Genomic DNA, 25785 nt, shown 5'->3' on the forward strand with positions numbered 1-25785 from the left:
GACCCCGAACATGAAACGCCTGATTCTCTCGACCCTGACCGCCGCCATCCTGGGCGCGTCCGCCGCGGCCTCGGCCGACAACCTGTCGATCGGCTTTGCCGATCCGCTGTCCTCGCTCGACCCGCAACTGAACAACCACGCCGGCGACCGCTCGGTGGCCCTGCACTTCTGGGATCTGCTGATCGAGAACAAGTGGAACAAGCTGCAGCCCGGCCTGGCCGTGAGCTGGAAGCCGCTGGACAGCACCACCTGGGAATTCAAGCTGCGCGAAGGCGTCAAGTGGCAGGACGGCACGCCGTTCACCGCCGACGACCTGATCTACTCGTACACCCGCGCCCGCGCCGTGCCCGGCAGCGTCGCCACCTACGCCGGCTACCTGCGCACCATCGACACGATGACCGCCAAGGACCCGCTGACCCTGATCGTCAAGACCAAGGCCCCCAACCCCGACCTGCCGCTGAACCTGGCGTCGGTGCACGTGGTCAGCAAGCACGTCGGCGAGAAGTCCACCACCGAGGACTACAACTCGGGCAAGGCCATGGTCGGCACCGGCCCCTACAAGTTCGTGTCCTACACCCCCGGCGACCGCGTCATCATGGAACGCAACGACGGCTACTGGGGCGAGAAGGCCACCTGGGACAAGGTCAACTACCGCTACATCAACAACGCCGCCGCCCGCACCGCCGCGCTGCTGGCCGGCGACGTCGACGTGATCGACAAGGTGTCGGTGTCCGACCTGGCCAAGCTGCAGAAGGCCGCCAACATCTCGGTCTATCCGTACGACGGCCTGCGCGTCATGATCCTGCAGCCCAGCTTCAACCCCGCGCCCAACCAGTACATCACCGACAACAACGGCAAGCCGCTGGACAAGAACCCGCTGCTGGACGTGCGCGTGCGCCAGGCGCTGAACCTGGCCATCAACCGCAAGGCCATCGCCGACCGCATCCTGCAGGGCGCCGCCACCGAAGCCAACCAGTGGATGCCCAAGGGCACCTTCGGCTACAACCCCGACGTCAAGGACATCCCCAACGACGTCGAGAAGGCCAAGAAGCTGCTGGCCGAAGCGGGCTTTCCCGACGGCTTCAAGCTGACCATGCACGTGCCCAACGACCGCTACCCGCAAGGCCCGGAAACGGCCCAGGCGGTGGCGCAGTTCTGGACCCGCATCGGCGTCAAGACGCAAGTGGAAGTGGTGCCATGGGCCGTGTACTCGGGCCGCGCCAACAAGAACGAATTCGCGGTCAGCATGCTGGCCTGGGGCAACGGCACGGGCGAAGCCAGCTACGCGCTGGTCAACATCCTGGCCACCGTCGACGCCAAGAAGGGCCTGGGCGCCTCCAACTGGGGCCACTACAGCAACCCCAAGGTCGACGCCGCGCTGGACCAGTCCACCTCGGAATTCGACGTGGCCAAGCGTGAAGCCATCCTGCGCGACTCGGTCAAGCTGGTGTCCGACGACGTCGGCATCATCCCGCTGTACCACTACAAGAACATCTGGGCCGCCAAGAAGGGTCTGAAGGTCACCCCCATGACCAGCGACCGCACCGCCGCCATGATGGTCACCAAGGACTCGGCCAAGTAAGGCGCGCATCATGGTTCCTACCCTGAGCATTCAACCCGCCGACGCGCTCATCGACGTGCCCCGCCAGATCCGGGTGGAGCACGTCGCGCCCGGCCAGACGGTGGAGATCACCGCCCTCACCCGCCGCAACGGCGTGCTTTGGCAAAGCCACGCCGCCTTCGTCGCGGGCGAGGACGGCGTGGTCGACCTGACGCGCGACGCGCCCGTCTCGGGCGACTACAGCGGCCTCTCGCCCATGGGCCTGGTGTGGTCGCAGTCGCCCGTGGACTCGCCCAGCCGCGAGCACTTCAACCACCCGGTCAGCGAGCCGCTGGTCACCGAAGTGGTGGCGCGCGTGGCCGGCGCCCAGAGCGTGGCGCGCTTCACCCAGCGCCTGGCGGCCGAAGGCGTCACCCGCCAGGACGTGCGCGAGGAAGGCCTGGTCGGCACGCTCTACCTGCCGCCCGGCGCCACGCCCGGCTCGCATCCCGCCGTGCTTATCCTGAACGGCTCGGGCGGCGGCATCAACGAACCGCGCGCCGCGCTGTATGCGTCGCGCGGCTACGCCGCCTTCGCCCTGGCCTACTTCAAGGCGCCGGGCCTGTCGGACTACATCTCCAACACGCCGCTGGAGTACTTCCAGACCGGCCTGCGCTGGCTGCGCAAGAAGGTCCAGCCCAAGCACGACTTCGTCGCCATCAGCGGCCAGTCGCGCGGCGGCGAACTGGTGCTGCTGCTGGGCGCCACCTTCCCCACGGAAGTGTCGGCGGTCGTGGCCTACGTGCCCGGCGCCGTGGTCCACAGCGGCCAGAACGCCTGCGACCCCAAGATCGGCCGCGAAGGCCCGACCTGGCTGCTCGGCGGCAAGCCCCTGCCGCACGTCTGGGAAAACAACCGCACCGCCACCTGGGCGCCGTTCGACGAAGGCCCCGCGCCGCATCGTCACGAAAAGGCCATCCTCACCGCGCTGCAGGACCCCGACGCCGTGGCCCGCGCCCGCATCAGGGTCGAGGACATCCAGGGCCCGGTGATGCTGCTGTCGGCCACCGACGACGGCTCGTGGCCGTCCAGCCTGTACTCGAAGATGGTGCGCGACAAGCTGGCCGAGGTACAGCATCCGTATCCGGTCCAATGGCTGGACTACGAGAACGGCGGCCACTCGATCCTGTTCCCCTACGTGCCCACCACGCAACTGGTCTACGCCCACCCCGTGTCCGGCAAGGTCAGCACCAGCGGCGGCAACCCCAAGGACAACGCGCGCGCCGACGAGCAATCGTGGGAAGGCGTGCTGAAGTTCCTGGACGCCGCGGTCAAGGCGCGCGGCCAGGCCGCGCCGTCCGCGAACCGCGCCGAAGCCGGCGCGGCCGCCACGCCCGGCAACGCCGGCTGAACGACATCCAAGGAGACTTTCTCAATGGCACAACCCCCCATCGTCTATGACGCCGCCCGCGACCTGGTGGACCAGCTCGTCGGCCTGAAGGCCGACAGCGCCACCTACGCCGTGCGCCACCAGCGCGACAAGGTCGCCGCCGCCACCCAGGGCAGCTACGACGCCCTGTTCGACCCGGCCCTGCCCGGCCTGACGCTGGCCGAGCGCCTGCTGGTCGCGCTATACGCCGCGCGCCTGACGCCGTCGCCGGCGCTGGCCGCGCACTACCGCCAGCGCCTGGTCGAGGCCGGCGCCAGCGCCGCCGACATCCAGGTGGCCGAGTCCGGCAAGCCGGCGGACGCCGCCGACCCGCGCCTGGCCGCGATCCTGGAATTCACCCGCAAGCTGATCGAAAAGCCCGTCGAAGGCGACGAAGCCGCGCTCAAGACCCTGCCGGCCGCCGGCGTCTCCACGCCTGCCGTGGTCACGCTGTCGCAACTGGTGGCGTTCCTGTCGTACCAGGTGCGCCTGGTCGCCGGCCTGCAGGCCATGCTGGCGCTGGAAACCAAGCCGATTGCGGCCGGTACCCCGCCCGCGCCCTTCCCGGCCAACACCGCCGCCACCGAACCCGGCGCCGTCATCAAGGCCCACGGCTTCACCAACGAAGTGCTGGAGTGGAAGGCGTGGCTGGACGTGGTCCAGGTCGACAGCGCCACGCCCGAGCAGATCGCGGTGCTGGAAGAAAGCCACCCCAAGGCCAAGGTCTCGGATTACTACCTGTTCCTGGTGCACCAGCCCGAGATCCTGCGCCAGCGCTCCACCGCGTTCAACGCCATCATGTACGCGCCCGGCGGCCTGTCGCGCGCCGAGCGGGAACTGGGCGCGACCGTGGTGTCGCGCGTCAACGGCTGCGTCTACTGCGCCTCGGTGCACGCGCAGCGCTTCGAGCAACTGGCCAAGCGCAATGACGTGATCGCGCAGGTGTTCGAAGACCCGGCCACCGCCGGCACCACCGCGCGCGAGCTGGCGATCGGCAAGTTCTCGATCCAGATCACGGACGCGCCGGCCTCGGTGGATGCGGCCAGCATCCAGGCGTTGAAGGACGTGGGCCTGAGCGACGGCGAAGTGCTGGACCTGCTGCATTCGGACGCGATCTTCGCGTGGGCCAACCGGTTGATGTTGAACCTGGGCGAGCCGGTGGTCGTGCAGGTCTGACGGCCGCGCGCGCATCGCGCCGCGCAGTACCTGGACAGGCCGCGTTTTCGCGGCCTGTCTGCTTTTTGGCTCGCGGTTGATGCCCTTCCGCGCAGGCGGCCGGCAGCGCAGCGGCGTCCCGCTTGAACCGTGCTCCCCCTACTTCTGCCGCGCCTCCACCCGCTGCGCCAGCAGGTCGTAGAACAGCCGCGCCACCGGATTCAAGGTCTTGCCGCGCGGATGGATCAGGCCGATCGTGCGGCTCACGGCGGGGTTGCGCAGCGGCACGCTGACCAGCGTGCCATGGTCCTCATCCGGCATCGCCAGGCGCGGCACCACGCCCACGCCCAGGCCCGCCTCCACCATGCTGACCAGCGCCGGCACGTGCTGCACCTCGCAGAAATGGCGCGGCCGGCTGCCGCTGTGCACCAGCGCCTGGTCCATCAGGAAACGATTGCCGCTGCCCTGCGCCAGCGTGATGTACGGATGCGCCTCCAGGTCGGCCCAATCCACCGACTTGCGTTTGGCCAGCGGATGCTTGCGGCTCACCGCCGCCACGAACGGCTCCTCCAGGAGCGGCTTGAACTCGATCTCCGCGTCATTGGCGCCGATGTAGGTCAGCCCGAAATCCGCGTCGCCGCGCGCCACCGCCGTCAGCACCTGCGAGGACGACTCGTCGATGATGCGGATGCGGATGCGCGGATAGCTGGCGTGGTATTCGCGGATCACATCCGGCAGGAAATACGCCACCGCCGACGGCACGCAGGCAATCGTCACCATGCCCGACAACCGCTCGGCCACGTCGCGGATGCCGACCAACGCGCTCTCCAGCTCATTCAGCACGCTGCGGGCGCGCGGCACGAAGCCGCGGCCAATGGTGGTCAGCTCGACCTTGCGCGTGGTGCGCGTCATCAGCTGCACGCCCAGCGCCGCTTCCAGCTTGTCGACGCGGCGCGACAGCGCCGACTGCGACAGGTGCAACGCCTCGGACGCGGCGCGAAAACTGCCCAGGTCGGCCACCGCCAGGAAGGCGCGCAGATCGGCAAGGTCGAAATTCATGCGTTTTCATCAAGAATTGAACGAATTTTTGCACTTTACTCGATTCCGAGGGCGGGGCACGATGTCTCCCAGCCGCAACCAATAGCGGCCCGAACAGGAGACCCACCCATGAATCCGCTACGGAGAGCCTGCCTGCGCACCGCGCTGGCGCTGGCCGCCGCCCCCTTGTTGTCGTCCGCCCCCTTCTCGGCCCACGCCGACGCCTGGCCGCAACGCCCCATCCGCCTGCTGGTGCCCTACGGCCCAGGCGGCAGTTCCGACGTGGTGGCGCGCGCCGTCGCGGTGGAAATGTCGCGCGACCTGGGCCAGCAGGTCATCGTCGAGAACAAGGGCGGCGGACAGGGCAGCATTGCCACGGTGGAAGCGGCGCGCGCCCGGCCCGACGGCTACACGCTGATCCTGGGCCACGTCGGCACCCTGGCGGTGAACCCGACCATGATGCCCAACCTGTCGTATGACCCGCGCCGCGACTTCGCCCCGATCATCCTGCTGGCCAAGCTGCCCATGGTGTTCGCCGTGGGCGCCAAGGTGCCGGCCGCCACCCTGCCCGAATTCGTGGCGCTGGCGCGCGCCAAGCCCGGCGTCCTGAACTACGGCTCGGCCGGCAACGGCAGCGCCGGCCACCTGGCCTTCGAAATGCTCAAGACCGCCGCCGCCATCGACGTGGTGCACGTGCCGTACAAGGGCACCGGCGCCCAGGTCACCGACCTGCTGGCCGGCAACATCGACGCCGCCGCGGCCGGCATTCCCGGCCTGCTGCCGCATGCGCAGGCCGGCAAGATCAAGATCGTGGCCGTCGGCTCGGCCCAGCGCCTGCCGATCCTGCCGGACGTGCCCACCGTGGCGGAGCAGGGCTACCCCGGCTTCGAAAGCTCGCAGTGGTTCGGCCTGCTGGCCCCGGCCGGCACGCCGCAGGAAGCGATCTCGCGCCTGCAGGCCGCCGCCCAGCGCGCCCTGCGGACCGACGCCGTGCGCCAGCGCCTGGCCCATGACGCCGCCGAGCCCTCCGGCGCCGGCCCGGCCGAATTCGCCGCCTTCATCGACGCCGAAGAGCGCCGCTGGAGCCAAGTGGTGAAAGACGCCCGTCTTTCCGCCGAATAAGCCCTCCCTCTTTTCTCACACAAGGATTGCTGATCATGGCCGCCACTGCTGGCTCCCCCTCCCTCGTCCCGGAAACCGAACTGCGCGAGCTTGGCGTGCGCGCCTTCGAAGGCCTGGGCCTGCCGCGCCAGGACGCCGTCGACGTGGTCGACATCCTGGTGCTGGCCGATCTGTTCGGCCTGTCCACCCACGGCCTGTCGCGCATCGAATCGTATGGCGAGCGCCTGCAGGTCGGCGGCATCAACCGCCAGGCCCGCATCCGCGTGGACAGCCCCGCCCCCGCGCTGCGCCTGGTCGACGGCGACAACGGCGTCGGCCCGCTGGTCGGCATGCACGCGCTGCGCGCCGCCATGCAGGCCGCCAGCGAATGCGGCGTGGGCCTGGCGTTCGCCCGCCAGAGCAACCATTTCGGCCCGATCTCGCCCTACGGCCTGATCGCCGCCGAGGCCGGCTACGCCAGCATCATCGGCAGCAACGCCACCACCACCATCGCCCCCTGGGGCGGCACCGACGCGCGCGTCGGCAACAGCCCCATCGGCTTTGCCGTGCCGAATCCGGACGGCGCGCACTTCCTGCTCGACATGGCCATGAGCGTGGTGGCCCGCGCCAAGATCCGCAACGCCCTGAAGGCCGGCCAGGCCATCCCCGACACCTGGGCCACCGACGCCCAGGGCCAACCGACCACCGATCCCAGGCAGGCGCTGGACGGCTTCCTGCTGCCGATCGGCGGCCACAAGGGCTACGGCCTGGCGCTGATGGTGGACCTGTTCGCCGGCCTGCTGTCCAACGCCGCCTACCTCACCCACGTCAAATCCTGGGTCGACGCGCCCGACGAACCGCAGAACCTGGGCCACTTCTTCCTGCTGATCGACACCCGCCGCCTGGGCTCGACCCAATGGCTGGCCGAACGCATGAACGACTTCGCCGCCATCCTGCACGCCAGCCCGGCCGCCGACCCGGCCCGCCCCGTGATCCAGCCCGGCGAGATCGAACTGGCCAAGCTGGCGCGCCAGCGCGCCCACGGCATCGAAGTGGCCGCGGACGTCCTGGCCCTGCTGCGCCAACACGCCGGCCAGGGCTGAGCCGGCATCCCGGAGGAGACCGACAACATGAAGAGCATCGCCCGACTCACCCTGGTCCTGGCGGCGGCGCTGGCCGCGCCGCTGGCCGGCGCCGCCGACTATCCCAGCCAGCCGATCCGCCTGATCGTGCCCTACGTGGCCGGCGGCGCGGCCGACATCACCGCGCGCGTGGTCGCGGCCCGCATGGCCAAGACCCTGCAGGGCACCATCGTGGTCGAGAACAAGCCCGGCGCCAACGGCATGATCGGCACCGACTTCGTCGCCAAGGCCGCGCCCGACGGCTACACCCTGCTGCTGGACGCCAGCGGCCCGCTAGTGGTCAACCCGTCGCTGTACAAGAAAACGCCCTATGACCCGCTGAAGGATTTCGCCCCGATCAGCCAGATCACCAGCTACCAGTACGCGCTGGTGGTGCCGCAGCAATCGCCCGCGCACAGCATCGACGACCTGCTCGCCGCCGCCCGCAAGAAACCCGGCGCGGTCACCTACGGCTCGGCCGGCCTGGGCGCCGGCGGCCACCTGGCCGGCGAACTGCTGGCCCTGCGCACCGGCACCCAACTGACGCACGTGCCCTACAAGGGCAACGCCCAGGCCCTGACCGACGTGCTGGGCGGGCAACTGTCGTTCACCTTCGACACCACCGTCACCGCCACCCCGCACATCCAGTCCGGCAAGCTGCGCGCCTACGCCGTCACCGGCCCGCGCCGCGCCTCCAGCCTGCCCGACCTGCCCACCATGCAGGAACTGGGCTACAAGGACTTCGTCATCACCCAGTTCCAGGGCCTGCTGGCGCCGGCCGGCACCGATCCGCGCATCATCGCCACCCTGCACGACGCCGTGATCCAGGCGGTGAAGGACCCGGAAGTGGTGCGCAAGCTGGCCACCGAAGGCGGCAACGAAATCATCGCCGGCACGCCCGAGGAATTCACGCGCCAGTTGCGCGACGACCTGCAACGCTACCGCCAGTTGATCAGCGAAGCCCACATCACCGCGGAGTGACCCCATGTACCAGATCGATATCCTGATCCAGGGCTACCCCGGCCGCGCCGTCTGCCATGGCGGCCTGGGCTGGAGCACCAGCACCCTGCTGCGCTCGGACCGCCACAGGATCCTGGTGGACGTCGGCGCGTTCGGCGTGCGCCACCTGCTTAGCCGCCACCTGGACGCCTGCGGCGTCGCGCCGGCCGACATCACCGACGTCGTCCTCACGCACGCCCACTACGACCACGCCGTCAACTTCACGCTGTTCCCCAACGCCACCGTCTGGATCGGCGCGCAGGAACTGCAATGGGCCGCCGCGCAACCGCCCGGCTTCAACCCGCTGCCCGAACTGTACGTGCGCGAACTAGACCAACTGGACCGCGTGCGCCGTATCGACGACGGCGACGCCTTCCTGCCCGGCATCACCGCCATCGCCGCGCCAGGCCATACCCCCGGGCATCTGCTGTTCTACGTCGATGACCCGCGCCAGCCCATCCTCTTCACCGGCGATGCGGCCAAGAATCGCGCCGAACTGGTCTCGGGCCAGGTGGTCGACACCGCCGACGCCGCCGCCAGCCATGCCAGCCTGGAACGCATCTGGGAGTGGTGGCGCAAGCGGCCCGGCACGCTGCTGGTGCCGGGCCATGACCTGGGCATGAAGCTCGACGCCGATGGCGCGCCGGTCTACGTCGGCGAGCGCCGCGCCGCGATCAATGCGTGGTTCGGGGATGACCTGGAGCCGCAACGGATCGACCTGTGCTGTGCGCCGGGTGCTGGGCGGTACAGCGTTTGAGTTGGCGGCTAAACGGAGAGAGCCATCTGCTATCACCCTTCAGCCGTCGTTGTCACCTCGTGAACTATCCGCTATGGCCTTGAGCCGTCCGCAGCCGCCTGTGAGCCTTCCGCCACGGCAGGCTGCCATCCGCAACCGCCTTTGAACCTCCCACTGCCCTCCGCGAACATCACCATGACTGCGCTTTCCAGTACCGCCGCCCTTTCCAACGCCCCCGCCCATTCCGGCGCCTCCAACATCCCCGCCGACATCATCCAGGCCTTAACCCCCACCGGCGTGCTGCGCGCCACTATCAACCTGGGCAACCCCATCCTGGCCACCCGCGACGCCAGCGGCGCGGCCGCCGGCGTCTCCGTCGACCTGGCCCGCGCCTTCGCGCAGCGGCTCGGCGTGGCCCTGGAACTCATCGTCCTAGACAGCGCCGGCAAGGCCGTCGACACCGTCAGCCAGGACGCCGCCGACATCGGCTTCTTCGCCATCGACCCCAAGCGCGCCGCCGGCATCGCCTTCACCGACGCCTACGTCCTGATCGAAGGCGCCTACCTGGTGCGCAACGATTCGCCCTTGCGCGAGATCGCCGAGGTCGACGACCCGCGCCACCGCGTCACCGTCGGCCTGGGCAGCGCCTACGACCTCTACCTGACGCGCGAACTGCAACGCGCCGCCATCACCCGCGCCGCCACCTCGCCCACCGTGGTCGACACCTTCCTGCAGACCGGCACCGACGTCGCCGCCGGCGTGCGCCAGCAACTGGAAGCCGACGCCCGCCGCCTGGGCGGCCTGCGCCTGCTGCCCGGCAGCTTCATGACCATCCGCCAGGCCATGGGCCTGCCGCGCGGGCGCGGCGAAGCGGCGGCGCGCGTCCTGGCCGACTTCGTCGAAGACATGAAACGCAGCGGCTTCGTGGCCCAGGCCCTGGCCCGCCATGGCATCGACGGCGCCGCCGTCGCGCCGGCTGCCGGCGGATAGCCGCCGGATAGTCGGCCGACCCGCGCACGGCTCAACGCCAAGCAGGCCCGCCCTGTCGGCAGCCGGACGGAGAGTCAGCGGTTTCGTTAAAATGACGCTTTCCGCCTTCCACTGCGCCCCGCCCCTCGCGGGGCGCATTGCCTTACCCCCATGTCCGACAAAACCCACGACATCCGCCCCGGCCAGTCGATCGAACTGCTCAAGGCCCTGCACATCCTGACCCGCGACGGCAAGATGAACCAGGACAGCCGCCGCAAGCTCAAGCAGGTCTACCACCTGTTCCAGTTCATCGAACCGCTGCTCAAGGACGTCCAACAACAGCGCGGCGCCGTCACCCTGGCCGACCACGGCGCGGGCAAGTCGTACCTGGGCTTCATCCTGTATGACCTGTTCTTCAAGGAACAACCCGAGGCGCTCAAGAACGGCTCGCACATCTACGGCATAGAAACCCGCGAGGAACTGGTCAAGTCATCGGAAGAACTGGCCAAGCGCCTGGGCTTTGGCGGCATGTCGTTCCTGAACCTGTCGGTGGCCGAGTCCATCACCTCCGACAAACTGCCCGCGACCATCGACGTGGTCACAGCCCTGCACGCCTGCAACACCGCCACCGACGACGCGATCCATTTCGCGCTGGAGAAAAAGGCCAAGTACATCGTGGTCGTGCCCTGCTGCCAGGCGGAAGTGGCGTCGGTGCTACGCAAGAACAAAGCCAAGGCGCTGGCCGATCCGCTGGCGGAGATCTGGCGGCATCCGCTGCACACGCGGGAGTTTGGCAGCCAGATCACGAACGTGCTGCGGTGCTTGCAGCTCGAAGCGCACGGGTATCAGGTCAGCGTGACGGAGCTGGTGGGGTGGGAGCATTCGATGAAGAATGAGCTGATCATCGCGCAGTACAAGGATCTGCCGCGGCGGAAGCCTGCGGAACGGCTGACTGAGATGCTGGATCGGATTGGGTTGCAGGAGTTGAAGGATCGGTTTTTCCTGCCGGAAGCTGCTTGAGAATTGAAAAAGGACCTTGCGAGGTCCTTTTCTTATTGAACGCTCGTCTCGGATAGGGATGAGAATGTAACCCTTGGCATTGCTGCCAATGTGCGTCACGCCCATACTCATCTTGCGATCGCAACAACGATCGTCCGGATTGACAGCCGGAATGACCTTGGGCGGACAGCCGCTGCAATAGCGGCGTTTTCATGTTCGTAGGCTGACGCACGTCCCTCCTATGGGCGAGCCTAGGCTGGGGCACGTTCGCGTGCGCCGGTTTCCCCATGGTCATCGGTCTGTCAACCCGGCCTTGCGCTCGCCCGCCCCGACCGAGGACGAGGCGCGAGCTTAACGACAGAGGCAGCCGCGATGAACGACCACTCCTACACCCTTGACCGCTGGGCCACGCCGGATGATCCGGAGAGCGTCCCTATTCGATTTGTTGATCTTCGGAAAATAGAACGGGCTTGCCAGGGAATCTGGGCCATCGCCCGAATCGTGGGCAATAGCACGACGGAACCCGAGAGCACCGGCGCGGAACCGCTGGAACCGTGGATCAGCGCCAACTTGCTAGGCGGGATTGAGAGCCTCTGCGATCACATTGCGGATCTTGCAGGGACGGCTATGGACGGGGCGCAGTTGGAGCTTAGGGTAGCGATGACGGAAGGGTCATTGCATTGATTGGCGCGGTTGCGGTGTGCTTGGCGCCATCGGGATGCCAGCACGTCGCAAGGGTGAGCAATCGACACGCTTCTTGGTTGTCCGGGTAGTGTACGAGATCAGTTGACATGTAAGCCAAGAGTAGAAGCTTATTGCCCCCCTCACCTATTCAAATTTCACATTTTTCTCATACTGAAGCCGCCGAACCTCCACCGCGAGACTTTCCACCACAGTCGTATCGTCCATCCACCCGGCCTCACCCGTTTTGAGAGCTTCCAGTAACCTATTGATGTCGCCCAATGCATGCATCGAATCTCGGAGCAGTCTACCTGCACCAATAATCCAATCAGATTGTTTTCTGTACGTAAATTTAACCGGCACCTCACTCGAATATCTATATGAATCACAGGATTCATCGATAGCGCGCTTAATATAATCTCGCATTACTTTTTCGACCGTGGCGGAATTAGGCTCCAAATTATAAAAGCTAGCCGCCTCATTGGGATAATATATTGCCAAATGTACTAAAAAATCCTCCCAATTACCACACCACCGAGCGAACCTTGAGTACATCTCTGAAAGCCTTTCTCGCAGGAAGGCGACATGCTCTTGCAAGGCACTTTCCCTCACAAAAGATGTCACTTCAACCGAAGCTTTAGCATGAATAAAATAAAGAATAGACTCCAGATAAGCCGAACACAAACCATTGAATTTTAAAATATCTCTATATATATCGCTATCTTTTCCACGCAAGTTTGGAAGATCATTCAATTCCAACTTCAACCGTGCCAATAATTCACTAGCTCGCTGAATAACTGCTTCCCACCGAGAAAAGCGTGCATCAGAACCGGTATAGGTTCGCGCATCTCGCCAAGTCGTGTGCAAATCTACGAGCACCACAAGACGCGAGTCATCCAGAGTTTTTTTATGCAATTCATGCACCGCACCAATAACAGGCTGAAAGTCAACAACGGTGTTAGGAGGACCGCTAGACAGCACAAGAGCAATTAAGTCCCTGGCGGTCAAAGATGGAGAAAAGGATTGAAACTGACCGTCCTTACCACGAAAAGCCAAACTAACCGAATCAAAAGACATTTTTTAAACCTCGCCCTCAATAAAATATAGAATTATTTTTAATAATTAAGAACAACCATTGATCAGTCAATCTTCTTCAAAAACCCATACAATCAAAAAAAACAAAGGACCTCAGGTTAATAAACATTAGAAAAAAGAAATCTATTTCTTGTACCCTTGATCTTTCAGCATTTGGTCATACACAGCTTGCCGCTTCAATCTATCTTCGCTAACCTCCCCTAGATTTTCGAATAATTGATAACAAGAAATCATCTCGGATTTGCATTTACGAGGATCACTAACAATGACATCTATGATACTTTTGCACCACGCTTCTATTTTCTTATCCCGAAGCGAAGGCATTTTTTTAGCCACCTTTTTCACAAACAAAGCCATAATATGCCATTTAAACCGTCTAGCCCCGCTAGGCAATTGCTGATTGCTAAAAAGAATCGACATTCTATAATAAATAAGACATCCGGTATAATATATTATTTCCCTGTTTTCCTGACTAAAAATAAGGTTCGAAATTGGCCTGTCAGAGAATATTTTCCGGGGAAATCTATAGGCCAGATCCGGGCGCTCTAAAAATGTTGCAGCCATACATCTTGCCAGCAGCTTCAAATCAAATATTTTTATTCCTGGAACAGCCTGACCTACAAACTGGCGATCCCTTCTCTCAAAATAAAGCCTATTTTCGTCCCCTTCATAAGAATTAAAAAAGGATTCAATTCTTCTAGCAATAGGTTGAAGTGACAAAAACTGATCATCATCGATTCTAGTTTGACTGTTAGTCGCTCTAACCAGATCTGAAAAAACATCCTCACTATCTGTCTCGATTACCTTTACGGCCACCATCGTACTATCATCGAGTTTTTCTCGATTTATCCAGAGCACATTAGAAGTCTGGCATCCATTAACAATCTGAAAATCAATGAAAGTTATACCTAGCCCTTGAACACGCACGTCGGGGCTAACCACGGTAATACCATTATTAAGAACAGGGAAACGTGATTTTGACGCTCTATCATTAATGGTTTCACCTATAGCGTGATTAACGGGATTCTCCTCACCCAAAAAGGCTCTTACATTTTCTTCAAATACGTGATTCCGCAACCTGCTATCTTCGTCAGAAAGCATGTTTTTTACAAAATTCTTTGCAGGCACGACAGCAAGATAAGCTTCATTAACGCCAGCGATAGGTGGCAGGGCGGCTATCGAAAAAGCATCAATCTTTGCCTCTAATGGAGCAGAGGTCATTTTAAATGCACGGCCCAGCCCCTCTCTATCAAGTACGAGATAATCGACAACGGAAAAATACCCACCTTCCTTAAGTTTTTTTACAAGGTCTTTAATCGCCTTTTCTATTTCTTTTGGCGCCAAATATCGCCCTGTATAGGCATAGCGAAGGACTATTTCCAGTTTTCCGCCTCGGACGCTTCCTGCCTTATCTACAGCGGTTGAGTATATTTCCTTCGCGTTTTTCTCGATAGCGTCTTCCGGCTCATCTTCAAAATCATGACAAAACCGAAGAATCGCCTCGTGAAATTTTAGAATTTCTCCGAGATCCACAGATTCAGAAGACTTCGCTTGCGTTAACACCAGCTTAACGCTGTGATTGCGCCTCCCGTCTGCAAGTGCATGCGTAGCATCCTCCTTAGATACGACCACTTCTTCGTCGATAAGGACGCAGCATCCATCAATACCGTCATCTCCGGAACCCGTAGTTACGTCAGAAAGATCGTATGCTTCGACCACTTCTGGTGTAATGACGCAATGGTTAACAAGCCGCTCGAATTGCTCGGCTTCATCCATGCCGCCTAGTTCATAGCTAGCCACAAAATCCTTCAACAATCCAGCGGTTATTCTGTGCATATATCTCTCAACTTAGAATTCTGAAAATTTTTAGTCACAACTACAAACTCTAGATTTTTTTAGAAAATCCTAATACGCCAGCATTGCACCCCCATGCTTCGTCCACTGAAGCACTAAATTGTCGACATTAAACATTGAGCAGAACGCCTCAGCCAACAATTCGTAGAATAGGACCATCTCGGCAGGAAGCTACTATAAGGTATATTATTACGTATTGATACCCTTTACTAGTTGCTTACTAAGCATGCATTCAATTGCATCGATTTTGAACATTCATTAGTGCTTCCGCTAACTGCTATCTACCACCAATCTCGAGCTTTAGTTGAGTCCCGCAACTTCCGCGAGTGCGACGCCAACCTAGGCCAACAAGACGGGCGCTGCGGCACCCAAAATTTTCCCTACTCCGAAGCCGTCCTCTCCGGCACCCTCTTCGACTACAGCATCACCCCCTGCCCGCAAGCCGCCGACTTCCTCCAGGACTGGATCGCCGCCTGCCCAACTCCTACCACGCCCACTTGCGGATATCCGCGGCTTTGGCTGAGCAGACAGCGTGACGCTGGATCGCTGGATCGGCGCCGTCGTGGCCTGCGAAACCGCCGCCGCCGCGCTGTTGAAAGCCATGACGCTTTCGCCGCGCCCCGTCGCGGCCTGCGTGACCCTGATGCAAATGGCCGCGCATTTCAGAGAGCCGTATTGGCTGCGCCGGCTGCTCGAAGGCAATCCCCCGGAAACCATTACCCACGACGACATCGAAGAACGCGGCCTGATGGACGCGGCGCTGGCGCATCTGGCGGAATATGGCGTGCCGCGCCTGCGGCCGGATCAGGCGCCGCAGGCCCTGCCGGCCTGGCTCGCGCCGCGCGCCGAGCATGAAATGGACCAGGGCAAGGATTATTGGCTACTGCGCGCACCGGAATTGCGCCCCGGCCACATGGAAACGCTGATCGCGTATGCGCAGTATCTGCAACCGCGTTGGGGCGGCAGTTACGAGGACATCCCTGGTCAACGGTCCGCTGTGCGAAACGCTAACGGCGCCACAGCGCAATGCGATACGCTGGGCCGGCATGTGGGACGAGCTGAGTGATTTTCCGCAACCCGTAGAAACGCAGGCGGTGCAAGGCTCATCGCCAGGCCTTCGAATCGTTCCTGCAGCGCGATCTGCGGCCCCAGGAACACGGCGAGGCGCTGGGTCGGTTCGCGAATTTCATCAGTTATTCGCTAGGCGACCACGTGGGCACGCGCCAATTGCATGCGCAGAGCGTGGTGGCGTTCCCGGGGAATATGTATTTCGGCAACGTGGACGGGCCGTTCCGCAGTTTCGCGCACGTGACGCTGATTCACGAACGTGCTGCGGTGCCTGCAGCTGGACGCACATGGGTACTAGGTCAGCGTGGCCGAGCTGTTGGGATGGAAGCATTCGATGAAGAATTAACCCATCATTATCGCGCAGTACAAGGATCTGCCACGCGGGAAGCCGGCGCAACGGCTGACGGAGATGCTGGATCGGATTAGGCTGCAGGAGTTGCAGGATCAGTTTTTCCTGCCGGAACCTGTGACGACTTCCTTAGCGCAATGGCAGGACGTCGCCTGGATTCAATCCCCAGAGCTTCGACGCAACCGATCCGTCGACTGCTTGTTCAGCCGCTTCGCCTCGGCTTCCGCGTAGTCTTCCTCGCCCTGTTCGTATTTCCCGTCATACATGCAGCTACTGCGAACCAAGCCGCACTCGCCGATGATTGAAGAACAGCCCGAGCTCAACGCAGCGAGAAATAGCACGATACCGTAACGGCCCAACGTTTGAATCGACATATGGCTCCTTGGGGAATCACGCTAGTGTACCGGTGAGGATGGCGGCCACAGCTTGGGGACGGGGTAAAAAATAGTGTCAGGCGCCGGGGCCAGCCGCATAAGTCTTAGTGAAAAGCGGAATTGACCTACGGCCTCATCAAAGCAGAACGGCAATCCGGCTCGCGCGGGATTGCCGTTCTGCTTTATTGTTCTACCCTTCGAGAATGCCCGCCCCGCTGTCGCCATGCCCGCCCTGCCGACAGAAGCCATGACTCCGGAGCCCGTATGCCACTAGTCCCGTTTTCGACGCCCCAACCCGGCCGTGACAAGCGATGGCTGATGCTGCACAGCCGCCAGGCCGCGCAGGCGCACACCTCGGATCAAGTCCTTTTCCACGATGCGCCGCCGGACCCGGCAACGCTGGCGACGATCGAATATGTCCATCTGTGGGCGCCGCCCCTGGACCCGGTGCAGGAATTGCCAGCATTGATCGCGCGCCTGCCGTCCCTGACGCATCTGTCCATCGGACCCGGCAATATCCAGGCCTCGGTGATCAAGAACCTGCGCGCCGATATGCTGCCGGCCAGCCTGCGGCATCTGTCGATTTTCGATTGCCCCGGTTCGCATACCTGGTCGGCGGGAGCGATGCCGCAACTGGAATCGCTAGAAGTAAATGTACCGATGCGGTTCAAGGCAGAGGATTTCCCCGCGCTGCGGTCGCTGTCGATATTGCCGGACAAGCCAGGCAAGCTGCTGGACCAGACCTTGCGGCTGCCGCTGGCGGAACTGAATCTGTACAACGTGCCCTTCGATGCGACCGTGTTTGATCGCATCGCGGCGTTGCCGCTGGTGTCGCTGGGGTTGATGGCGGGGCGTTCGTTGCAGACGCTGGCGGGTATAGAACAATTATCCGGACTGCGCTCGTTGCGGCTGAAGAATCAAGGGGCATTGGAGACGATCCGGCCCATCGCCGCCCTGCCCGCACTGGAATGGCTGAACATCCAATATTGCAAGAAAATTGCCGATATCGATGTCCTGGAAGAACTTACCGGTTTGCAGGAGCTGACCCTGGTGGGTTGCGGCAATATTGGGCTGGGTGAGTTGGAAGACAAGCTGCGCACTAAACTGCTGCGGTCAAATATCGCCGCCACGAGATAGTTCTTATATTTGCCCTTCGCCCGATGGCATCCTCTGGCATGGAAACTCGCGAAGGAACGGCCAAAAACTGTCGCAATTCGACCTGACATGCCACCTCCATTTCGATACATTGCTCTAGGGCTTAATTCCTGAAAGCCGTTATCTGCACAATGTCGAACGCATGAGGAGACGTACCGGCGATGAATAAAGAGACTTTGGAAAAGTTAAAGGCTCGCACGGCCCGCACCGCCGTAGGAGCATCCACCGCGCAGAAGATGGGCCCCAAAGGAACGATCGCCGCAGCGCGAGAGTTCTTGCAAGGCGTGAACCTGCGCAAGTTCGGAAACGCCAAGACGGAACGTGCCTATTTTCGATTGCTTGATACGGAGACTGCCGCACTGCAGAACGCCTTGCCCCGAACTGCCCAGCACTGGGGAAGCGCGCGCAAGTTTCTGAATATCTTTCTTCGCAATTGCGCCTACAACAAGTATCTGTGCAGCGAATACGCCCTCGACACGATAGAGCAATGGATGGAAGTGCCGCTGGACAGCCACGTAGCATCCGGCTTGAGGAAGCAGCCGGAAGGCGCCAAACTGCTGCGCTGGAAAACCGTTATCGGATTAACACCGGAAGAAAGCGCGATCTTGCAGGAGGTCGCATCCCGGATCGCCAACCGGGAGGGCATAGCTCGGGTCCATCTGGACGTGCATTATTGGAACGGTCCACACGTGAAGCCGCGCGCCTGAACCGCTCCGCAAGCAGCGGGGGAAGAAGCCCCTACCCCCGCTGGCTCAACGCCTTGGCAATCCGATGCCGCCCCACCGTCGTCTTCGGCACCTTGAACGGAAACCAGCTACGCACGTCCTCGTCCAGCCCGATCCCGTGCATGTAGTTGTAGATCGCCTTTTTCAACGCCCGTCCCAGCGTGTCATGATCCACCCCGGTCGGGTCGTCAAAGCCGATGTCGTTCTTGGCGAACGTCACGTCCGGCAGCGGCCGCAGCGTCACGCCGTATTCCTCGGGATTCAACCCCACCGGGGAATGCACCGTACAGGCGAAGCGATGGAAGAACCCGCTCTGGATACAGCCGTTTTCGAATAGCTGGCGCACGTATTCCAGCGCATCGACGGTGTCCTGCACGGTCTGCGTGGGAAAGCCGTACATCAGGTAGGCGTGCACCAGGATGCCGGCATCGCTGAAAGCGCGCGTGACGCGCGCCACCTGGTCGACCGACACGCCCTTCTTCATCAGGTTCAGCAAGCGGTCCGAGGCGACCTCCAGGCCGCCCGAGACGGCGATGCAGCCGCTGTCGGCCAGCAGTTCGCACAGCTCGGGAGTGAAGGTCTTCTCGAAGCGGATGTTGCCCCACCACGAGATGCCAGCGTTGCGCGCGATCAGTTCCGTGGCCAGGGCCTTGAGGGACTTGGGCGGCGCGGCCTCGTCGACGAAGTGAAAGCCCGTCTGCCCGGTTTCCTGCACGATGGCCTCGATGCGGTCGGCCAGCACCGTGGCCGAGGCGCCTTCGTAGCGGCCGATGTAGTCCAGGCTGACATCACAGAAGCTGCACTTCTTCCAGTAACAGCCGTGCGCCACGGTCAGCTTGTTCCAGCGGCCGTCACTCCACAGGCGGTGCATGGGGTTGAGCATGTCCAGCAGCGACAGGTAGCGGTCCAGCGGCAGGCCGTCCCAGGTGGGCGTGCCGACTTCGGCGAAGGCGACGTCGGGCTCGACCAGATTGACGTAGCGCACCGCGCCGCTGTCGGCGTCGCGCAGGAAGGTGCGGACCAGGCGCTGGCGCGAACGCTTGCCTTGCACGTGTTCCATCAGCGCCAGCAAGGGGCGCTCGCCGGCATCGAGGCTGACGAAGTCGAAATAGTCGAAGACGCGCGGGTCTTTCAGTTCGCGCAGTTCGGTGTTGACGAAACCGCCGCCCAGCACGGTGATGATCGTGGGGTCTTGCGCCTTGATGGCCTGGGCGATGCGGAAGGCGGCGTAGACGGCGCCGGGGAACGGCACCGACAGCAGCACCATGGTGGGCTGGTGGCGCGCCAATGCTTCCAGGGTCAGGTCGCGCAGGGTGTCGTCGACCAGGTTCAGCGGCGCGGCCAGCGCTTCGGCCAACGGGTCGAAGGTCGGTTGGCTGCCGGCCAGCGATTCGGCGTAGCGCACGAATTCAAAACGCGGATCGATGGCGTCGCGCAGCACGTCGGCCAGGTCGTTCAGGTACAGCGTGGCCAGGTGCTTGGCGCGGTCCTGCAGGCCCAGGGCGCCGAAGGCCCAGCCCAGCGGATCGCCGCCCTCGTCATCGACATACACGTCCAGCGAGGCGAAGCGCGGGCCTTCGGGCAGGAAGTTACGGCCAACGATGCGGTGCGCCAGCGTCGAGTCGCGGCCTTGCAGGAAGGCGATCACCGGGCCGATGGTGGCCAGGTAGCGCGGCTGCATGGCGATGAAGGCCTGGATCGCGGGGGTGTGCTTGTCCAGCGGCAACGCGTCCAGCCTGGCCGCCACGGCGAGCAGGCCGTCGGACGACAGCAGGCGCAAGACCAGCGCCAACGCCAGGTCTTCCTGCGTGGCCGTGACGCCGCGGGAGCGCAGGAAGCCGGTCAGGTAGGCGGTGGACGGGTATGGCGTATTGAGCTGCGTCATCGGCGGGATGACGGACAGCACGCGAAGGGGCGTGGCGGACATGAGACACGGCGGGAATGCCGTCAAAGCGGGGATCGAGGGGGGATTATAGTTACCGGCGAGTCCGGGACGCCGTCGCAAGGGAAATATGGGTGCGACGCCTGGGCGGCGGGTTTCCCGGTTTTTCCCTCATCCACGAGGAGCGTTTCGTGCTGAATCGAGAACGACACAAGGGCCGTTTGATTGATCACATCGGGTTGGTGGTGCGTGATCTGCCCGCCAGCAAGAAGTTCTATACCGCCGTGTTCGAAGCGCTGCGAATTCCGATCGGCGGATCCGATGACAGGAATTTCTGGGCGGATGAGTTGTTCATTTCCACGCCGGATAGTGATGAGGTGCAGGGGCAACTGACCGGGCGGCTGCATCTGGCGTTCCAGGCGCATGACCGGGACATGGTGGATGCGTTCTACCAGGCCGAGATGGCGCATGGCGGGCGGGACAATGGCGCGCCGGGGGAACGGGCGTACCACAAGGGGTATTACGCGGCGTTCGTGCTCGATCCGGATGGGAATAATATCGAGGCGGTCTGCCGGGATTCGGCGGTGCGGACGGCGGAGTCGGTGGTGGTCAGGTATTGACGGATGAATGCCTGACCCGATTGCAAGTGGGACGAACGCCGCCTCCAGCGCGAAGCGCAATCGCGCTGGGCCTAACCGCCGCCAAACAAATCCGCCCCCCGCACATCCGCCGGCTCCAACACATACCCAATCTCCCCCGCCACCTCGCGCAGAATCCCCTGCGCCAGGTTGAACGCGGTATTGGCCGCCGGCACGCCCGCGTAGATCGCGTTCTGCAGCAGCACTTCCTTCAGTTCATCCGGACTCAGCCGCGAGTCGTCCTTCGCCGTCAGCGCGGCCCGCACGTGCAGCTCGAATTCCTCCCAGCGGCCCAGCGACAGCGTCACCGCCAGCACCATCATGCGCCGCGCCTTGTGCGGCAGGCCCGGGCGGCTCCAGATGTCGTGCCAGGCGTAGCGGGTGATCAGGTTCTGGTAGTCGGCGGTGAAGGTGGTGGCGCGGTCCAGCGAGCGCTGCACCCATTCTTCTCCCAGCACGGCGCGGCGGTTGGCCAGGCCGCGCTCGAAATCGTCTTCCCGGCTCATTGCGGCATCTCCCCTTGGGTGCTTGCGTCGGCGGGGCGGGCAACGGCGCTGCCCGCCCCGGCCGATCAGTTCACGGTGATGTTATTGGTTTTCACGACCTCGGCCCAGCGGACCTGCTCGGCGTCGACGAACTTGGCGAAGTCCGCGGCGCTGCTGCCGACCGGGGTCAGGCCGAGCTTGGCGAGCTTGTCGCGGGTTTCGGGGCGGGCCAGCGCTTTCTGCACCAGGTCCTGCAGCTTGGCGACGACCTGCGGATCGGTGCCGGCAGGCAGGAAGAAGCCGTTCCATTCGACGACGTCGAAGGCCTTGACGCCGCCTTCGCTGACGGTGGGCACGTTGGGCAGGTCGGGCATGCGCGCGGCCGACGAGACCGCCAGCGCCTTGAGCTTGCCGGTGCTGACGTAGTTCAGGCTGGACGCGGCGTTGGCGAAGTACACGTCGACCTGCCCGCCCATGACGTCGACGATGGCGGGCGCGCCGCCCTTGTACGGCACGTGCACGACGTCGATCTTGGCATCCTTCTTGAGCAGTTCGGCGGCCATCTGCGCCAGGCTGCCGGGGCCGTACGAGGCGAAGGTATAGCGGCCGGGGTTGGCGCGCGCGGCCTTGATGAAGTCCGGCAGGCTGTTGAAGGCCGAGCCGGTTGCGGCGACCAGGATGTTGGGCACGCTGACGGCCTGCGAGACGGGAATGAAGTCCTTCTTGGCGTCGTAGGGCAGCTTGCGCAGCACGGGGTTGATGGAGAACGCGGAGGCGTCGTACAGCACGGTGTAGCCGTCCGGTTTGGCGCGGGCCACGTAGGCGGCGCCGATGGAGCCGCTGGCGCCGCCCTTGTTTTCGATGACGACGCTCTGGCCGGCGACTTCCCCCATGCCTTGCGCGATGATGCGGGCGGCGTTGTCGGCGCCGCCGCCGGCAGAGTACGGCACCACCACGGTGATGGGCTGGTCGGGGTAACCGGCGGCGTGGGCCGCGCCCAGGGTGGCGGCCAGGGCCAATGCGGCGGCCACGGGGCGCAGTGCGGCCAGGGCCGCGTGATGGGTTTTCTTCATGTGTGCTCCTCACGTCTCCCCTGCGGGGGATGTTGAATCGATCCAGGATCGTGGCGCGGTCCGTCCGAGGTCAGACGGTCGCGATGGGGTTGACCGGCGCGCCCACCAGGCCGGGCACGTACATCGGTGCGGCGGTCAGGAAGAAGGCGTGGCGGTCGTGCTGGCGCAGCCAATGCGCCAGCGGGGTCAGGTGCCAGAGTTCGCCCAGCGGCAAACCCAGCTTGAACAGGCATTGTTCGTGCAGCGGCAGGAGCGGCCCGCTGCCGCTCTCCAGGTGATGATTGCGCAATTCCACCGCGTGGTTGTCGGCGGCGATGGCGGCGATGCGGCTGTCCTTGATCCAGGCGAGCAATTGCGCGTCGGCGCCGTCCAGCACGCAGCAGCTGGTCTTGAGCCGGTCCTGCTCGTCATCGCCCAGCGTGAGCGCGAGGTCGGCCAGGCCGGTATGCAGGCACAGGATGTCGCCGGGGCGCACCTGCACGCCGTCGGCGTGCATCACGTCCATCAGGTCCTGGTACGAGACCTTGCGGTGCGCGTCGCCGAAGCGGGCGCGCAGGTCGACCATGACGCCGCGCCCCTGGATGCCGTGCCGCGCCATGGGCGCGATGGACAGGTCCAGGGTGCCGGTGAAGCCGTCGGCGCGCGGCTCGCTGACGGTAAAACCGTTGTAGCCGGTGGGCTGCGGCTGGCCGGTGCCATGGGCGTCGTACATCGCGCCGACGTGGCCCAGGGCGTCCCATTGGGTGGAGTACTGCGGCGACAGCGTGACGCGGTCGTCGCTGACGACGTCGGTGGCGCCCGGCACGTCGCGCGCCAGCGGATAGCGGTACACCGGCACGCCGTTCTTTTCCGCGGGCTGGATCACGGGGCCCTTGCGCCGCGGGTTGAGCACGGGCGCGCGCGGCACCGTCAGCGGCAGGCTCAGGGAAAACGACAGGCCTTCGCGGATTTCCGCGACGGCGGCCAGACGCGCATGGCGATCCAGGTGGTTCAGGGTGCCGAGCTGATCGTCGTCGCCGAAGTCGCCCCAGTTGGAGCCGTCGGGACGCTGCTGGTAGCGTGGATGCATTTTTTGTCTCCTCGTTCTGTCTCGGACGAGTCTTATGATCGTTGTGGCGGCTATTGCACCACCGAGGATTGCCGCAGCAGGTGAATTTCGGACGCGGTGTATCCCAGGGTGGACAGAATTTTTTCGCTGTGTTCGCCCAGGCCGGGCGCGCCGCGCCCTGCTCGGGACTCGTCGCGCGCCACCTCGGACTCACCGCGCCCTGCTCCAGATTCGCCGCGCCCCTCCCCCGACTCATCGGCAGGCGCTTGCGCGGCGCCGCCGAAGTGGGCCCATTGCGCCAGGCCCAGGTAGTCGCCGGCCTGCGGGTTGTGGTACGGCCGCATGAGCCCCATGGCCTCGACCTGGGGATGGTCGAACATGTCCTCGACCGGGCGCACCTCGGCGCAAGGCACGCTCTGGCCAAAGCGCTCGGCCCATTCGCGGGCCGACGCGCGCGCCAGCGCCTGGCGCACCAGGGGCACCAGCACGGCGGCCTGGGCGGCGCGTTTCTTGACGGAGTCGTAGTCGGGGTGTTCGGCCAGCTCCGGCAGGTCCAGGTGGCCGCACAGCGCGCGCCAGAAGTGCGGCGTGTTGGCCGACAGGTACAGGTAGCCGTCGCGGGTGGGATGGATGCCGGTGATGCCGCCCGAGCGCATGTCGCGTTCGATATGGCGCGGTTCGCCGTCGGCCCACACCAGGCGGGCCGACTGCATCGCCAGCGCGCTGCCCAGCAGCGAGACCTCGATCGCCTGGCCACGGCCGGTCTTTTCGCGGCGGTAGAGGGCCGCCGCCACGCTGTTGGAGATCAAGGCGGCGCCGTAGTAGTCGACCACCGAGCCGTACAGCACTTCGGGCGGACCGTCGGCCTTGGCCTGGGCGGCGCACATGCCGGTCATCGATTGCAGCACCTGGTCGTAGCCGGCGTGGCGCGCCATGGGGCCGACCGCGCCATAACCCGTCATGGCGCAATAGACCAGGCGCGGGTTGACCGCCGACAGCGTGGCGAAGTCGATACGCAGGCGCTCGGGCACGCCCGGCCGGAAGTTGTGGACCAGCACGTCGGCCTCGCGCACCAGGCGCAGCAGGATCTCGTGGCCAGCGGCTTCCTTCAGGTTCAGGCACAGGCCGCGCTTGTTGCGGTTGATGCCCAGGAAGGCGCGGCTTTCGCTGGCCAGCGTCGACGGGTACTTGCGCAGGTTGTCGCCTTCGGGTGGCTCGACCTTGATGACGTCGGCGCCCATGTCACCCAAGAGGGCGCAGCCATAGGGGCCGGCGATGTAGGCGCTCAGGTCCAGGACCTTGATGCCGGCCAGCGGCAGGTCGGCGGGGGATGCTTGTTGCATTGCGGATTCACTCAAAATCGGTAGCGCGGCCGCGTCAGGCGGCGCGGCCGGCGGCCAGCAGCACGTCCTGGGCGCGCCGCACGAAAGGGGCGTCGATCATCTTGCCGTCGAGCACGAAGGCGCCGACGCCGTCATGCTCGCGGCTGGCGGACACGATGCGCTCGGCCTGGGCGATCTCGTCCGCGCTGAAGCCGAACACTTCGTTGGCGATGGCGATCTGGCTGGGATGCACGCACGACTTGCCCAGGAACCCGAGCGAGCGCGCCAGTTGCGCCTCGGCCCGAAAACCCTCGGCATCGCGCACGCGGGCATAGGCCGCATCCATGGCGTACTTGCCGGCGCAGCCGGCGGCCAGGCGCAGGGACAGCATCACCGCGCGCAGCGTGTCAGGTTGGTAGCGCTCGATGCCGAGCGGCTCGAACAGGTCGGCCAGGCCCAATTGCAGGCCGGCGACGCATGGATGGGCCGCCGCCAGTTGCGCGGCGTCGGCCAGCGCCCGCGGGGTTTCGATGGTGACCAGGAATTCACCGGCGAAGCCGGCGTCCATGGCCTCGTCGATCGCGGCGCGCAGCGCGGCGGCGCTTTCGACCTTGGGCAGGTTCAGCACGTCGATGGGCAGGCCGCGCAGCGCGGCCAGGTCGGCGGCAAAGTCGGGCGTGTCGGCGGCGTTGACGCGGACGATAATTTTCTTGGGATGTTGTTCACGGGCGGCGGCGAACACGGGCGCAGTCAGCCAGGCCGCCAAGGCGGCGCGGGCTTCCTGCTTGCGGGTCGGCGCGACCGCGTCCTCCAGGTCGAAGGACAGCGCATCGGCCGCGCTGGCCAGGGCCTTGTCGAACAGTTCCGGGCGCGAGGCGGGAACGAAAAGCTTGCTTCTCATTGATGTCTCCTGGCCGCATTGTGGCGCTGGAGACGTGCGATCGGGGAC

General features: G+C 64.0%; 24 protein-coding genes and 1 pseudogene. 15 read left to right on the plus strand and 10 right to left on the minus strand.

Annotated features, from left to right (window positions below; genetic code table 11):
- The first annotated feature begins 10 nt into the window (after nucleotides 1-10).
- The 3 genes from ACUTAG_RS01175 to ACUTAG_RS01185 are packed head-to-tail and all read left to right on the plus strand — an operon-like array spanning nucleotide 11 to nucleotide 4145.
- A complete protein-coding gene (locus ACUTAG_RS01175; protein ID WP_006387057.1) occupies nucleotides 11-1582 on the plus strand; it encodes an ABC transporter substrate-binding protein in 1572 nt (523 codons plus the stop codon).
- Nucleotides 1583-1592: 10 nt separating this feature from the next.
- Entirely contained in the window at nucleotides 1593-2951 is a 1359-nt protein-coding gene (locus tag ACUTAG_RS01180; protein ID WP_446649936.1) for an acyl-CoA thioester hydrolase/BAAT C-terminal domain-containing protein, read from the plus strand.
- Nucleotides 2952-2975: 24 nt separating this feature from the next.
- Nucleotides 2976-4145: a CMD domain protein gene (locus tag ACUTAG_RS01185; RefSeq protein WP_020928181.1), complete on the plus strand. Its 1170-nt coding sequence runs from the start codon at nucleotides 2976-2978 to the stop codon at nucleotides 4143-4145.
- 138 nt (nucleotides 4146-4283) lie between these two features.
- On the opposite strand, the gene ACUTAG_RS01190 is transcribed toward ACUTAG_RS01185, so the two are convergent.
- On the minus strand, nucleotides 4284-5183 hold the full coding sequence (locus ACUTAG_RS01190) for a LysR family transcriptional regulator (RefSeq protein WP_049054069.1): 900 nt from the start codon (nucleotides 5181-5183) through the stop codon (nucleotides 4284-4286).
- Between the two features lie 108 nt (nucleotides 5184-5291).
- Here ACUTAG_RS01190 and ACUTAG_RS01195 point away from each other — a divergent pair, with 108 nt between their 5' ends.
- The 7 genes from ACUTAG_RS01195 to ACUTAG_RS01225 all read left to right on the plus strand — a co-directional run bounded on the left by ACUTAG_RS01195 (nucleotide 5292) and on the right by ACUTAG_RS01225 (nucleotide 11771).
- Nucleotides 5292-6284 carry a Bug family tripartite tricarboxylate transporter substrate binding protein gene (locus ACUTAG_RS01195; protein ID WP_054444046.1) on the plus strand — a complete coding sequence of 331 codons (993 nt, stop codon included), beginning with the start codon at nucleotides 5292-5294 and terminating at the stop codon, nucleotides 6282-6284.
- 35 nt (nucleotides 6285-6319) lie between these two features.
- Nucleotides 6320-7366, plus strand: a complete 1047-nt coding sequence (locus ACUTAG_RS01200; protein WP_047991639.1) for an Ldh family oxidoreductase — start codon at nucleotides 6320-6322, stop codon at nucleotides 7364-7366.
- A 27-nt stretch (nucleotides 7367-7393) separates the two neighbouring features.
- Complete coding sequence (locus tag ACUTAG_RS01205) at nucleotides 7394-8365, plus strand: Bug family tripartite tricarboxylate transporter substrate binding protein (protein ID WP_446649937.1); 972 nt, start codon at nucleotides 7394-7396, stop codon at nucleotides 8363-8365.
- A gap of 4 nt (nucleotides 8366-8369) precedes the next feature.
- Nucleotides 8370-9140 carry an MBL fold metallo-hydrolase gene (locus ACUTAG_RS01210; protein WP_269887293.1) on the plus strand — a complete coding sequence of 257 codons (771 nt, stop codon included), beginning with the start codon at nucleotides 8370-8372 and terminating at the stop codon, nucleotides 9138-9140.
- 174 nt (nucleotides 9141-9314) lie between these two features.
- Nucleotides 9315-10109 carry a transporter substrate-binding domain-containing protein gene (locus tag ACUTAG_RS01215; RefSeq protein ID WP_269887292.1) on the plus strand — a complete coding sequence of 265 codons (795 nt, stop codon included), beginning with the start codon at nucleotides 9315-9317 and terminating at the stop codon, nucleotides 10107-10109.
- Between the two features lie 150 nt (nucleotides 10110-10259).
- Complete coding sequence (locus ACUTAG_RS01220; protein ID WP_060720378.1) at nucleotides 10260-11108, plus strand: class I SAM-dependent methyltransferase; 849 nt, start codon at nucleotides 10260-10262, stop codon at nucleotides 11106-11108.
- 351 nt (nucleotides 11109-11459) lie between these two features.
- On the plus strand, nucleotides 11460-11771 hold the full coding sequence (locus tag ACUTAG_RS01225; protein WP_446649938.1) for a hypothetical protein: 312 nt from the start codon (nucleotides 11460-11462) through the stop codon (nucleotides 11769-11771).
- Nucleotides 11772-11915: 144 nt separating this feature from the next.
- Here the strand turns inward: ACUTAG_RS01225 and ACUTAG_RS01230 are convergent, their stop codons facing one another.
- Together ACUTAG_RS01230 and ACUTAG_RS01235 are read right to left on the minus strand one after the other, a co-directional pair.
- A complete protein-coding gene (locus tag ACUTAG_RS01230; protein ID WP_446649939.1) occupies nucleotides 11916-12845 on the minus strand; it encodes a hypothetical protein in 930 nt (309 codons plus the stop codon).
- A gap of 141 nt (nucleotides 12846-12986) precedes the next feature.
- The gene (locus tag ACUTAG_RS01235; protein ID WP_081089553.1) at nucleotides 12987-14699 is read right to left on the minus strand and encodes an AIPR family protein; all 1713 of its coding nucleotides are present in this window, start codon (nucleotides 14697-14699) and stop codon (nucleotides 12987-12989) included.
- 550 nt (nucleotides 14700-15249) lie between these two features.
- On the opposite strand from ACUTAG_RS01235, the gene ACUTAG_RS01240 reads away from it, so the two are divergent.
- Nucleotides 15250-15783, plus strand: coding sequence for a DUF4034 domain-containing protein (locus ACUTAG_RS01240; RefSeq protein ID WP_446649940.1), 534 nt, complete (start codon nucleotides 15250-15252; stop codon nucleotides 15781-15783).
- 255 nt (nucleotides 15784-16038) lie between these two features.
- A pseudogene (locus ACUTAG_RS01245) lies at nucleotides 16039-16248 on the plus strand (SAM-dependent methyltransferase); the annotation flags it as partial.
- A 44-nt stretch (nucleotides 16249-16292) separates the two neighbouring features.
- Here ACUTAG_RS01245 and ACUTAG_RS01250 read toward each other — a convergent pair.
- Nucleotides 16293-16508: a hypothetical protein gene (locus ACUTAG_RS01250; protein ID WP_060720381.1), complete on the minus strand. Its 216-nt coding sequence runs from the start codon at nucleotides 16506-16508 to the stop codon at nucleotides 16293-16295.
- Between the two features lie 318 nt (nucleotides 16509-16826).
- On the opposite strand from ACUTAG_RS01250, the gene ACUTAG_RS01255 reads away from it, so the two are divergent.
- Both ACUTAG_RS01255 and ACUTAG_RS01260 read left to right on the plus strand, forming a co-directional pair.
- The gene (locus tag ACUTAG_RS01255) at nucleotides 16827-17645 is read left to right on the plus strand and encodes a leucine-rich repeat domain-containing protein (RefSeq protein ID WP_446649941.1); all 819 of its coding nucleotides are present in this window, start codon (nucleotides 16827-16829) and stop codon (nucleotides 17643-17645) included.
- A 179-nt stretch (nucleotides 17646-17824) separates the two neighbouring features.
- Complete coding sequence (locus ACUTAG_RS01260; protein ID WP_035181172.1) at nucleotides 17825-18370, plus strand: hypothetical protein; 546 nt, start codon at nucleotides 17825-17827, stop codon at nucleotides 18368-18370.
- 31 nt (nucleotides 18371-18401) lie between these two features.
- On the opposite strand, the gene ACUTAG_RS01265 is transcribed toward ACUTAG_RS01260, so the two are convergent.
- Nucleotides 18402-20315, minus strand: a complete 1914-nt coding sequence (locus ACUTAG_RS01265; RefSeq protein ID WP_446649942.1) for a B12-binding domain-containing radical SAM protein — start codon at nucleotides 20313-20315, stop codon at nucleotides 18402-18404.
- A gap of 146 nt (nucleotides 20316-20461) precedes the next feature.
- Here ACUTAG_RS01265 and ACUTAG_RS01270 point away from each other — a divergent pair, with 146 nt between their 5' ends.
- Nucleotides 20462-20890, plus strand: a complete 429-nt coding sequence (locus ACUTAG_RS01270; protein ID WP_446650451.1) for a VOC family protein — start codon at nucleotides 20462-20464, stop codon at nucleotides 20888-20890.
- Between the two features lie 71 nt (nucleotides 20891-20961).
- Here the strand turns inward: ACUTAG_RS01270 and ACUTAG_RS01275 are convergent, their stop codons facing one another.
- From ACUTAG_RS01275 to ACUTAG_RS01295, 5 genes are all read right to left on the minus strand, one after another.
- Nucleotides 20962-21414, minus strand: a complete 453-nt coding sequence (locus ACUTAG_RS01275) for a carboxymuconolactone decarboxylase family protein (protein WP_175144491.1) — start codon at nucleotides 21412-21414, stop codon at nucleotides 20962-20964.
- A gap of 65 nt (nucleotides 21415-21479) precedes the next feature.
- A complete protein-coding gene (locus ACUTAG_RS01280; RefSeq protein ID WP_049053453.1) occupies nucleotides 21480-22466 on the minus strand; it encodes a tripartite tricarboxylate transporter substrate binding protein in 987 nt (328 codons plus the stop codon).
- A 70-nt stretch (nucleotides 22467-22536) separates the two neighbouring features.
- Nucleotides 22537-23535: a cyclase family protein gene (locus ACUTAG_RS01285; protein WP_446649943.1), complete on the minus strand. Its 999-nt coding sequence runs from the start codon at nucleotides 23533-23535 to the stop codon at nucleotides 22537-22539.
- A 50-nt stretch (nucleotides 23536-23585) separates the two neighbouring features.
- On the minus strand, nucleotides 23586-24857 hold the full coding sequence (locus tag ACUTAG_RS01290; RefSeq protein WP_446649944.1) for a CaiB/BaiF CoA transferase family protein: 1272 nt from the start codon (nucleotides 24855-24857) through the stop codon (nucleotides 23586-23588).
- Nucleotides 24858-24891: 34 nt separating this feature from the next.
- On the minus strand, nucleotides 24892-25737 hold the full coding sequence (locus tag ACUTAG_RS01295) for an HpcH/HpaI aldolase/citrate lyase family protein (protein WP_054507331.1): 846 nt from the start codon (nucleotides 25735-25737) through the stop codon (nucleotides 24892-24894).
- Between the last annotated feature and the right edge of the window lie 48 nt (nucleotides 25738-25785).

It is taken from the genome of Achromobacter sp. CSND-B12, assembly GCF_052906545.1.